Annotated in this window: 9 protein-coding genes; 5 read left to right on the top strand and 4 right to left on the bottom strand. The window is 62.5% G+C overall.

From position 1 onward, the window contains the following. Window positions 1-302: 302 nt before the first annotated feature. The 4 genes from ICM05_RS07165 to ICM05_RS12950 all read right to left on the bottom strand — a co-directional run bounded on the left by ICM05_RS07165 (window position 303) and on the right by ICM05_RS12950 (window position 4,479). Window positions 303-854, bottom strand: a complete 552-nt coding sequence (locus tag ICM05_RS07165) for a hypothetical protein (protein ID WP_188023889.1) — start codon at window positions 852-854, stop codon at window positions 303-305. Between the two features lie 107 nt (window positions 855-961). Then, on the bottom strand, window positions 962-1,591 hold the full coding sequence (locus ICM05_RS07160) for an MBL fold metallo-hydrolase (protein ID WP_188023888.1): 630 nt from the start codon (window positions 1,589-1,591) through the stop codon (window positions 962-964). Window positions 1,592-1,599: 8 nt separating this feature from the next. Next, complete coding sequence (locus ICM05_RS07155) at window positions 1,600-2,685, bottom strand: S-(hydroxymethyl)mycothiol dehydrogenase (protein WP_188023887.1); 1,086 nt, start codon at window positions 2,683-2,685, stop codon at window positions 1,600-1,602. A gap of 198 nt (window positions 2,686-2,883) precedes the next feature. After that, entirely contained in the window at window positions 2,884-4,479 is a 1,596-nt protein-coding gene (locus tag ICM05_RS12950) for a helix-turn-helix domain-containing protein (RefSeq protein WP_188023886.1), read from the bottom strand. A gap of 83 nt (window positions 4,480-4,562) precedes the next feature. Between ICM05_RS12950 and lysA the strand changes: the two genes are divergently transcribed. From lysA to ICM05_RS12840, 5 genes are all read left to right on the top strand, one after another. Further along, the gene (lysA, locus tag ICM05_RS07145) at window positions 4,563-5,861 is read left to right on the top strand and encodes a diaminopimelate decarboxylase (protein ID WP_188023885.1); all 1,299 of its coding nucleotides are present in this window, start codon (window positions 4,563-4,565) and stop codon (window positions 5,859-5,861) included. 61 nt (window positions 5,862-5,922) lie between these two features. After that, the gene (locus ICM05_RS07140; protein ID WP_188023884.1) at window positions 5,923-6,852 is read left to right on the top strand and encodes an ABC transporter substrate-binding protein; all 930 of its coding nucleotides are present in this window, start codon (window positions 5,923-5,925) and stop codon (window positions 6,850-6,852) included. 8 nt (window positions 6,853-6,860) lie between these two features. Continuing rightward, on the top strand, window positions 6,861-7,823 hold the full coding sequence (locus tag ICM05_RS07135) for an amino acid ABC transporter permease (protein WP_188023883.1): 963 nt from the start codon (window positions 6,861-6,863) through the stop codon (window positions 7,821-7,823). 25 nt (window positions 7,824-7,848) lie between these two features. Continuing rightward, window positions 7,849-8,595 carry an amino acid ABC transporter ATP-binding protein gene (locus tag ICM05_RS07130; RefSeq protein WP_188023980.1) on the top strand — a complete coding sequence of 249 codons (747 nt, stop codon included), beginning with the start codon at window positions 7,849-7,851 and terminating at the stop codon, window positions 8,593-8,595. Between the two features lie 233 nt (window positions 8,596-8,828). Further along, window positions 8,829-11,768: a lamin tail domain-containing protein gene (locus tag ICM05_RS12840; protein WP_285895421.1), complete on the top strand. Its 2,940-nt coding sequence runs from the start codon at window positions 8,829-8,831 to the stop codon at window positions 11,766-11,768. The last annotated feature ends 80 nt before the right edge of the window (window positions 11,769-11,848 follow it).

The following is an 11,848-nucleotide window of genomic DNA, read 5'->3' as shown; positions in this document are numbered from 1 at the left end:
GCGCTTCACATCGAGTCAATCCTACCGATGGCTCCCGCTATCGCTCGGAAGGTTTTCATATTCGATTCGTGAGACCCGCAAATCATGACCCTTTTTAAAGCCTGTTAAGGGTCTTGCCCTCTAAGACGCGCCTATGTGTGTTTGGAATTGGGCGCGTAAGTCGAACGAAATGCGCTTCTTAGACCGCCAGGGACTGCCGAGTCTAAGCGAGAGGTCAGCCAAAAGCGTCTGGCTTCCAACGCCTGATGCCTTCTACAAAGTTTGAAGTGCTAACTACGGTAATTCTTGGGCGGGCTTAGTGCTCAGCCGTGGTGCTGATCGCCCTCATGGCTGGTCTGCACGTGCGCAATCGTCTTGTGGCTGTCGTGCTTCACGAACACCTTCAGACGTGCGCCGTCATCGTTGCGGAGCGAGTTGACCGTACCGTTGAGGCGGTCGCCCTCGTTCTTGAACGCGGTCACGATCACATCAGAGTAGTCAGCCGAACGGGCATCGCTCGCCCAGAGGTCGGCGTCAGCGAACGCTGTCGAGAGATCGATCGCTGAAGCGGTCGCGACATCAAGCCCGGTTGCGTCCTTGATCTGCGCAGCTGAGAGCAGGAAGACCGACTTGTACGAATCCTCGTACGCGACGTCGAACCATTCGCCGGCAGGCTTCGTCGCCTCGGGAGCGGTTTCCGGAGCGGCAGGCGCAGCCTGCTCGGCGCCCTGCGAAGAAGTAGCTGATTCCTCTGCGGGAGCTGATCCGCACCCTGCGAGCAACAGCGTCGACGCGAAGCCTACTGCTGCGAGGGAGCGTTTGAACGCCGGTCGATTTGCGATCGTGGACACAGAAACTTCACTTGCTTTTCTCATCACTGACCAGTCTACGTACCGATACAGCTGTGCCCCGCGAGCCGGATGACAATCGCGGGGCACAGTCGGTGCGGGCCGAGTGATCACGGCCCTAGAAGATCGGCGGATCAGTGCCCGCGCTTCACCCAATCCTGGAGGTGCGGCTTCTCGTCACCGATCGTCGTGGTGTCACCGTGGCCGGTGTACACGACGGTCTCCTCGGGGAGCGTCAGCAGGCGCTGCGAGATCGACTCGATGATGGTCGGGAAATCGCTGTACGAGCGGCCGGTTGCGCCGGGTCCGCCGTTGAACAGAGTGTCGCCGGTGAAGACGGCCTCGAGTGCGGGCACCGAGAAGCTCACCGAACCGGGGGAGTGGCCCGGAGTGTGCAGCGCCTCGACCGAGATGCCCGCCACGGGAAAAGCGTCGCCGTCAGCGATCTCGAAGTGCGGAAGCTGCTTGTGCACCGACTGCCAGAGCATGTGATCTGCGGGGTGCAGGTACAGTGCGGCGTCGAGCGCGGCGGCGGTATCGACCGCGGCACGAATGTGGTCGTCGTGACCGTGCGTGAGCAGGATGCCGATGACCTTGCGTCCGTCGACTGCCTTAGCAACCGCGGCGGCGTCGTGCGCGGGATCGATGACGATCACTTCGTCGTCGTTACCGAGGATCCAGACGTTGTTGTCGACGTCCCAGGTTCCGCCGTCGAGCGAGAACGTGCCGCTCGTGATCAGGCGTTCAATGCGTGCGTTACTCATGATTTCCTTTACAGCTCGACGACCGAGCGCAGTACGTTTCCACTAGCCATCTTGCCAAACGCTGCCTCGACGTCGCCAAGCGCGATGCGCTCGGTGACAAATCCACCGAGATCGAGGCGACCCAGCTTGTACTGATCGATGAGCATCTGGAAGTCGCGGCTGGGCAGGCAATCGCCGTACCAGGACGACTTCAGCGATCCGCCACGTCCGAACACATCGAGCAACGGCAGTTCAAGCGTCATCTCGGGCGTAGGAACGCCCACGAGCACGACTCGGCCCGCAAGATCGCGCGCGTAGAAGGCCTGCTTGTAGGTCTCGGGGCGGCCGACCGCATCGATCACGACGTCGGCACCATGACCACCGGTGAGGGCACGGATCGCCTCAACCGGATCCTCATTCCGCGAGTTGATGGTGTGCGTTGCGCCGAAGTGCTTCGCCTGTTCGAGCTTCGCGTCGTCGATATCGACCGCGATGATTGTGGTGGCGCCAGCGAGCTGTGCGCCAGCGATGGCTGCGGTGCCGACTCCGCCGCAGCCGATGACGGCCGCGGATTCGCCGCGCTTGATCTCACCGGTGTTGATTGCGGCGCCGATGCCGGCCATGATTCCGCAACCCAGCAGGCCGACGGCAGCTGCGTCGGAGTCCTCGTCGATCTTCGTGCACTGGCCAGCAGCCACGAGGGTCTTCTCAGCGAACGAACCAATTCCGAGCGCGGGGGAGAGCTCAGTGCCGTCCTCAAGTGTCATCTTCTGCTTCGCATTGTGCGTCGCGAAGCAGTACTGGGGCTGGCCCTTCTGGCAGGCGCGGCACTGGCCGCAGACCGCACGCCAGTTGAGAATGACACGATCGCCGACGGCGACCTCGGTCACGCCCTCACCGACGACGGCAACGCGAGCGGTTGACTCGTGGCCGAGGAGGAAGGGGAACTCGTCACTGATTCCGCCCTGCTGGTAGTGGTAATCGGTGTGGCAGACGCCACAGGTGAGCACGTCAACGACGACCTCGCCCGGGCCTGGCTCGGGAACGATGATCGTCTCGATCGTGGCCGGTGCGAACTTCTCGCGAACAACAACACCCTGTACTCGATATGACATGTCAATTCCTTCCGACAGCTGCTTGCGCTGTGCCGTGCGTGGCCCTGATTGGTACCCGGCGGCGGTGCCGGGTCTGCTTGTCAGTATATGAGTCGGGGCACGGTTCTGGGTCGGGATCATTACTGGGGTTTTGCCGGATTACTTGTTGGGAAATTGCGGGTATCTAGCGAGCAGCGTCACAACGAACGTGCAGAGACCCTAACCCAACTCCGCCAACCGCAACTGCAACCACAGCGCCAGCGTCCGGTCGGGATCATCGAGATCGATCCCCAGCCGCGCAGTCGCCTTGCGCACCCGGTACCGCACGGTCTGCTCGTGAAGGTTCAACCGTTCTGCGATGCGCGGCGCATTGCCACGCTCTTCCAACCATGCCAGCAGTGTGGCTCGCGTCTCGGTTTCGGCATCGGCAAGGAGCTGATCGGTTTCGGGGAGTCGGAGATCCGCCCCCTGCAGTGCATCGTTGCATGCGCGCAGCACCAACTGCGCCTGCACCGCGTCGGCCCCCGCGACCGCGAGACCGAGGTCTCGTGCGCAGTCAGCGATGCGGATGGCTCGCTCGGTGTCTTCGGCGAAGGGTCCGGGATGGCTCGGATCGCTCACGCCGCAGTGGCAGTGCACGCCCGTGAGACGTTCGAGCTCGGGCAGCAATCGCTCGAGCGAGCGAGCGACGTTCTCCCGGGACAGCGCTGGCACCACGGCAAGCACCCGGCCATCGACGACGGCGCACGTGCTGCCAGGGAAGTAGACGGAGAGATGGCGTGAGGCAGCGGCGCGGATCTCGCTGACGTCACCCTCGGTAGCCGAGGTGCCGTCGATCGCGGCAACGAGGTACTGGCGGTCTGAGCGGATCCCGAGCACGGTGAAATCGTTGACGTGCTGGGTGCCAGCGAGCACGCGACGGAGTGCTGCCTCCTTCGAACGCTCGTCGCCGTGGTCAAAGCGCCAGGCATCCACGATGTAGCTCGCGGCGATGTTCGCGGCACTTCGAAGGGCGTCTTCCTTCTCTGGCGCGAGCGGGGTCGCCAGGTCATCGCCTGTCGGGTCAATCACCCAGATGGATCCGAGGGGGATATTTCCCGCGCGGATCGGCATCGCGGCGCGGGGCGCAAACTCGTACTCTGTTGGGAACCGCGAGACCTCCTCGGTGCTGAAGACCTGTCGGTAGCGCACCTCGTTCAGCGGCCCATCCGGGGTCTTGCGCGTGAGGATGCCGCTCGCGCGCAGCTGATCGATTGCCTGCCCAGGCAGCGCTGAGTAGGCGAGGATGTTGCGCCGGTGATCCTCAATTGCGACCGATCCGCGAAAGGCCTGCGCGACCGAGTTCGCGAGTGCGAATAGGCGGTCGCCCGAGTTTGAGCCCAGCTGCAGGCCGGCACCGTGCTCGCCAAGTAGGCGGCTGATGAGGGCGTCGAACTCGCGCCAGCCGACGCTCGCGGTGAGGGCAAGGAGGTGGAGGCTGTTCGACTGGCATGCGGCAACGAGGGCGGGGGAGACGCCACTGCCCGAATCTCTCGCCACGACTCCGCTGACCTGATGCTGCTTGAGCTCGGCACACAGCTCGTTGATGCGCTCGACCGTGAGCTCTGCATGAGCGGTGAGCAGGAGGAGCTGACCCGTGAGGTGCTGCTGCGTCACATCTGAGTCGTAGTAGGTCACACCGACGAGCGCGACGGGCGCCGCGGAGGTGTTGAGGGAGACGACGACCTCGTCACCGAGCTGCGACAGCAGGGTCGACAGCGGGAGGCCACTCGCAAATGGCGGCTGAGCTACATTGCTCGACTTCGATAAGTTCACTTCTAAAGATTATCGAATCCGATAAAAATTCTGCCACTCCAGCTTTCTAGAGTCTTTACATACGAACACAAAGGAGTTTCGAAGTGGCAGTTAGCGGGTTCTACGATCCGAGGTTTGAACGGATCTTTCCGACGCGCGCCGCAGTGGGTGCGAACGGAGTTTTGAGTGTCGGCGGTTGCGAACTGCCAGCGCTCACCGCTGAGTATGGAACCCCGCTGTACGTGGTCGACGAGCAGGGCCTGCGCGACCGGATGCGTGCGTACAAGCAGGGACTGGCAGCACGCCGCCCGAACAGCCAGGTCGCGTTCGCTTCGAAGTCGTTCCCGGTACTTGCGGCGTACGCGGTCGCAGCGTCAGAGGGCCTCGCGCTCGACGTTGCTGGCGCGGGTGAGCTGCTGCTCGCTCTGGAGTCTGGCGCGGATCCCGAGCTCATCCACCTGCATGGGAACGCGAAGAGCCAGGAAGAACTGGTACTCGCGGTTGACTCGGGTATCGGCGCGATCGTGATTGATGGCGAGGCCGACGTTGAGCGCCTCGATGCATTGCTCACCCGCCCGCAGGATGTGCTCGTGCGCATCATCCCCGGTGTGGACCCGAGCGTGCCGAAGGCGATTTCGACCGGCGGCAAGAAGTCGAAGTTTGGTCTGCCGATTCCGCAGGCGAAGGCGCTGATCGAACGTCTCGAGGATCACCCGTACATCAACGTCAAGGGCCTGCACCTGCACATCGGTTCGCAGGTGCTCGAGGTCGAGCCCTTCGAGCGTGCGGTTGCCGCGGTGCGAGAGCTTGGTGAGTTCGAGGTCTACAACATCGGTGGCGGACTCGGCGTGAACTACAACGTCAAGAACAACGCCCCGACGCTCGACGAGTACCTTGACGCGATCACCGCCGCCGCCGAGCGGGTGCTGCCGGCATCGAGCCAGCTCATCATCGAGCCCGGTCGCTCACTCGTCGCCCGCAGCGGTATGACCGCATACCGGGTGAACAACGTGAAGCAGACCGGCGCGACCTTCGTCGCGGTCGATGGCGGCCTCGCTGACCAGATGAACGTTGCGCTCATGAACATGGAATTCACTCCCATCGTGGCGGATCGCGCAAACCAGACCCCCGACACGGTCGCGCAGCTTGTCGGTCGGCAGTGTGAATCGGGTGATCTCCTGGTCGATCAGGCGGAACTCGCGTCGCCGAAGACCGGTGACACCATCGTGCTCGCGGCAACCGGCGCATACGGGTACACGCTCTCGAACAACTACAACGGTGCACTGAAGCCCGCGGTGGTGTTCTGCCGAAACGGCGAGAGTCGACTCGCGGTGCGACGCCAAACCTACGCAGAATTCTTGGGTCCGCACGTCGGCCCGAGCGAAGTCTCCTGGGCCGAATAGTCCAGATATAGAACCGGCGGCACCTGCCGCCACACAAATCCCCAAAGAAGAGGAACCCACAATGAACAAGAAGCTCGTACAGATCTCCACAGCTGCTGCGCTCGCCGCAGTGTTCGGCCTCACCGCGTGCTCGAGCACCGATGCAGCTCCCGCGAAGGAAGACGCTGCAGCGCAGCTCACTTCGGGCGTCGACGAGAAGGCAGCCGCTGCGCTTCCCGATTCGATCCGCGACTCAGGCGTTATCAAGGCAGCCGCAGGCATCCCGTACCCGCCGTTCATTCTTCTCGAGGGCGAGAAGCAGGTTGGTCTTGATCCCGATCTCGCGCAGGCACTCGGTGAAAAGCTCGGCGTTGAGATTCAGATCTCGCACCAGGCGTTCGAGACCGTCATCCCCTCGCTGCAGGCAAAGAAGTTCGACATCATCATGTCGGGCATGAACGACACCGTTGAGCGCGAGAAGACGCTGAACTTCGTCGAAGAAATCTACGCTGGCTTCTCGATCGTCGTGAAGAAGGGCAACCCCGAGGGCATTACCGGTCTCGGTGATCTCTGCGGCCACGAGGTAGCTGTGCAGAAGGCGAGCGCCCAGCTCGACCTGCTGAAGGAGCAGGCCGCGACCTGCAAGGCAGACGGCAAGGGTGAACTCGTCATCCAGCAGCTGCCCACCGCGCAGGATCCGCAGACCGCGCTGAAGGCCGGCCGTGTGGTTGCATTCCCCGTTGATTCACCGGTTGCGGCGTACACCGTACAGACCGCGGGCGACGGCAACGACTTTGAAATGATCACCGACCCCGAGAACCCCGCTGGCATCAACCCCGTGTACACGGGCATCGGCACGCTCAAGGAGAACACCGAGCTCACCGAGGCGCTCCAGCTCGCACTGCAGGCGATCATCGATGAGGGCGTCTACCAGGAGATCCTCGAGAAGCACAACCTTCAGACCTTCGCCACCGAAGAGGCAATCGTCAACGGCGCATCGCAGGCAGGCTAGTTTCCACAATGACTTCGTCAACTCTCCCGAAGCCGGGGCAGGATCGGGCCTTCGATATTGAGGCCCTCCCGCTCCGGCGGCCCGGGCGATGGATCTGGGCCATCGTCCTCCTGCTCTTCGCAGCATGGTTCATCCAGGCGCTCTGGACGAACAAGAACATCGACTACTCCGTGGTTGGGCAATACCTGTTCAACCCTGAGATCGTCTCGGGCGTCGGCACGACGCTCATCATTACCGCGATCTCGATGATTATCTCGACCGTGCTCGCGGTCATCCTGGCGGCAATGCGCCTCTCGGGTAACCCCGTCGCGATCGCGTTCTCGTCCTTCTACGTCTGGCTGTTCCGCGGTACTCCGTTGCTCGTCCAGATCGTCATCTGGGGCTACTTCGGCCTCATCTTCGAGAAGATCTCGCTCGGCATTCCGTTCACCGACATTGTGTTCTGGGAAGTCGACACCAACGTGCTGCTCACCGCGTTCGTTGCTGGCATTATTGCCCTCACGCTGAACGAGGCTGCGTACTCGGCAGAGATCGTTCGCTCGGGCATGCTCTCGGTCGATTCCGGCCAGAAGGAAGCCGCTGCCTCGCTCGGCATGAGCCCGTTCCACACCTTCGTTCGCATTCTCCTGCCCCAGGCGATGCGCGTGATCATTCCGCCGCTCGGCAACGAGCTCATCTCGATGATTAAGAACACCTCGCTGCTCTCGCTGATTGCGGTGATGGAGGTCTACACTCGTGCGACGCAGATCTCAGCGCAGAACCTCAAGCAGGTTGAGCTGCTCATCGTTGTGAGCATCTGGTACCTCATCATCGTTTCGATCCTGTCGATTCCGCAGCACTACCTTGAGCGGTACTTCGGCCGTGGCGTTGAACGTAACGCTCCGACGTCGACGCTGCAGAAGGCACGCGAAATGACCGGTGCCATTGCAGTGCAGCTGCAGGGCAAGAAGAAGGGAGCACGTCGTGGCTGAACTCGATGACTCGGCGCTCGTACAGATGCGCGGAGTGCGTAAGCACTTCGGCGATCTCGAGGTCCTCAAGGGCATTTCGATGGACGTGCACGAGGGCCAGGTATCTGTGCTGCTCGGCCCGTCAGGCTCTGGCAAGTCGACCCTGCTGCGCTGCATCAACCACCTTGAAACCATTGACGGCGGTCGCATCACCGTTGATGGCGAGATCGTGGGCTATCGCGAGCAGAGTGACAAGCGCCTGCGCGAGATGCACCCGCGCGAAGTTGCGAAGCAGCGCCGCTCGATCGGCATGGTCTTCCAGCGCTTCAACCTGTTCCCGCACAAGACCGCGCTCGAGAATATTATCGAGGCACCGATGATTGTCTCGCGTCGCAGCAAGGCCGAAGCTGTCGCTGAGGCACGTCGCCTGCTCGCACGCGTGGGGCTCGATGCGTGGGCGGATCACTACCCGTCACAACTCTCCGGCGGACAGCAGCAGCGCGTTGCGATCGCTCGCGCGCTCGCGATGAAGCCGAAGCTCATGCTTTTCGATGAGCCGACTTCTGCGCTCGATCCCGAGCTCGTCGGTGAGGTACTCGACGTCATGAAGGAGCTCGCGAAGGAAGGCATGACCATGATCGTAGTCACGCACGAGATCGGCTTTGCCCGTGAGGTTGCCGACCAGGTGGTCTTCATGGACGGCGGCGTTGTCGTCGAAGCTGGCGCCCCCAGCGAACTCATCGACAACCCGCAGCACGCGCGCACGCAGGGCTTCTTGCAGAGCGTGCTGTAGGCAGAGTTCGTGACATGCCGCCTCTGGCGGTGTGAGGCTGTCTACTTTGCAAATGGGTGTGCCCCGGATGTTTTCTATCCGGGGCACACCCATTTGCGTTATCTCCTGGTGTTGCAACGGCGCACCCCGAGCTGATGCCAGTGTGTCACCGTCGCTTTCTACTGCCGTAACCAGTGAGAAACGTATGAGTGGTTGATTAAAACCTGGCCGTTTGAGACCAGAGGAGCCCCGTTTTGCCCCGCAATAGTTCAGCCCTCGCCAGAGTAACCCTTGGCGTACTCGGTGCAACCGTGTGTGTTGCCCCAATTTCTATGTCCATTACGGGAGTGCCCGCGTTGGCGCTCCCGCACGCCGCGGCGCGTGCTGCCGAGCCGAGCCCCGCAGCACTTGCCCCCGCGCACCCGAGCGGTCTCATCGTGAACGAGATCATTTACGGCGAGGCTTCTGGCTTCGACACTGACCAGGTTGAGATTCTCAATACCGGGACGACTGCTGTCGATGTGAGTGGTTGGGGCGTGGCCGATGATAAGAATCAAGAGGCGCTCCCAGCAGGCACCGTTGTGCAGCCCGGCGAGTACTTCATGCTCATGAATGGCGTTCACTTCACGTTCGGGCTGGGCAAGGGTGACTCGTTTACCCTGTCCGACTTGGCCGGTGTTGAGGTCGACGGCTACGCCTACACGAACGAGGCCCCGCTCATGACCTGGGCACGCTGCGGTGACGGACTTGGCGAGTGGGCTCCCGCGACGCAGGCGACTCCGGGCGCCGCAAACATGTGCACGGTTGCTCCCGTGCAGGGCAGCGTCAAGCTCAACGAGGTTGACTCGCAACCGGCAGACTGGGTCGAGCTGGTGAACCCAGGTGACGTCGCGGTGTCACTCGACGGATTTGAGCTGCGTGACAACTCTGATGATCACCGTTGGCGCTTCCCCGCGGGGGCTGTGATTGAACCCGGTGCGTTGCTGGTCGTCGACGAGAACAGCAGCGGATCGGTGTTCAACGACGCCACGGGTACCTGGCAGGACGGCCGCTTCCCTGAGGCGATTGGAATCGGTGGGGCTGACGAGATCCGCCTCTTTGCAGGCAACGGAGACCTGGTAGATCGCACTGGCGCATGGACGGCCCACGCGGCGATCGATGGTGACGCGGCCGCAGCGACGCTCGCGCGATGCGTCGATGGCGAAGGTGAGTTCGCGCTTGCGTATGCGACGCCGGGAGAGAAAAACCGCTGTGTTCCCCCGACCATCGCGATCAACGAGGTTGAATCGAACGGTGACGCGACCGACTGGGTAGAAATCACCAACACAGGTGCGAGCCCTGTCGACATTTCGGGATGGATCATGCTCGATAACGACCCCGTTGGGCATGCAGCTGATGTGACCCCGGTTGCCGCCGGCACGGTGCTTGCGCCGGGTGGGTTCTATGTCTTTGACCAGCCGTCACACTTCACGTTCGGGCTTGGTAAGGCAGACACCGCATCCGTGCGTACCGCGGCTGGGCTCGTGGCTGCCGAGTACAGCTGGGATGACCACGCTGCCGGTGTATTCGGACGTTGCGTTGACGGCACCGGTGAGTTCCGCGACCTTGAGATCTCCACCAAGGGACTGCAGAACGCCTGTGGCAATCCGGTGCGTATCAATGAGGTTGTCTCGAACCCAAGTGACTGGGTTGAGCTGGTGAACCCGGCGGCGGGTGCAATCGACGTCTCGGGCATTGTTGTGAAAGACGACGATGATGCACACGAGTACACGATTCCTGCGGGCACCACGATTCCCGCAGGCGGATACCTGGTCATCGAGGGCGATGCGCTTGGCTTCGGTTTGGGTAAGGCCGACAGCGTGCGCCTCTTCGAAGGTGGCAACTTGATCAATGAGACAAGTTGGGGCCCTGAGCACGCAGTACCTAGCTGGGGCCGGTGCCCCGACACTGCTGGCCCGTTCGCTGTGACAGCTGGCGCAACGAAGGGTGCAGCGAACACCTGCGTTGGAGAGATTTCAGCGGATCCGTGGCCGGGCGCTGCAGAGACACGCGTGCTCGATACGGCCCCCATGTTCTTGGCAGACAGTTCAGGGCTTGATACACAGGTCACCGACGAAGGCGTGTTCCTCTGGGCAGTAGACAACGGTGCTGGCAAGTTCTGGAAGCTCACTGCGCAGGCCGACGGCAGTGTGCAGTTTGCTGACGGGTGGGAGTCAGGCAAGCGCGCCCGGTTCCAGCATGATGCGGCGAATCCGGGTGCGGCAGGCCCCGATACCGAGGGCATCACCGTCGCTGGCGATGGCTTCCTCTACCTCGCAGCTGAGCGCGACAACAGCGCAAAGGGTGTGAACTACAACACCGTGTTGCAGGTCGACCCGAACGCCCAGGGGCCTGACGTGGTGGCATCACAGCAGTGGGATCTCACGAGCATGCTGCCTCAGGTCAGTGCGAACCTGGGTCTTGAAGCAATCGAGTGGGTGTCGGACAGCGACCTCGAAGGCGCGCTGTGGGATCGCAACACCAATGCGCCGTACCAGAGCAGCGATTACGCCGGTCATGGTGACGGGCTGTTCTTTGTTGGCATCGAAGATCAAGGGCAGGTGTTTGCGGTCGCACTGCTCCCGGGCGGCAAGGCAGAGATTGTTGCCGAGGTGAAGCCGGGGCTACCCGGTGTTATGGCGCTCGACTATGACACGACGCTCGGCGTGCTGTGGGCAGTCTGCGATGACGGATGTGACGGAACCGGAGCACAGATCTCGCTCAACGGCACCGCAGAACCAACGGTGAAGCATGTGCTGCGTCCCGCTGGGCTCCCGAACCTGAACAACGAGGGGTTTGCGACTGCCCCCGCTGAGCTCATCGTCGATGGCAAGCGGCCCGCGTGGTGGTTCGCCGATGGGTACAGCTCTGAGGCGCTCCGTGCTGGCTGGTTGAACGCAGACTCGCCGGTTGACCCGGTTGACCCGGTTGACCCGGTTGACCCGGTTGACCCGGTCAAGCCCGTTACCCCTGGGGGCTCAGGCAATGCAGGCGGAACCGGAACCGGCGGAGCAACTGGCGCACTCGCGAACACCGGTGAGGACGCGAACTTGGTTGCACTGATGATTGCTGCGGGAGTAGCGCTTGTCGCTGCGGGTGCCGCGCTCGCAGGAGCGCGAAAGCGCACCGCGCAGCGTGCGGGAGACGCTGGATAGCCTGTCTGACCGCGGGTGTGCCCCGGTGTCACGTTGGCCCAGCGGCCAGCTGTGACACCGGGGCACACTCATGCACGGTG

The organism is Leucobacter sp. cx-42, assembly GCF_014529985.1.
GTDB lineage: Bacteria > Actinomycetota > Actinomycetes > Actinomycetales > Microbacteriaceae > Leucobacter.
This window is presented reverse-complemented; position numbering and strand designations above follow the sequence as displayed.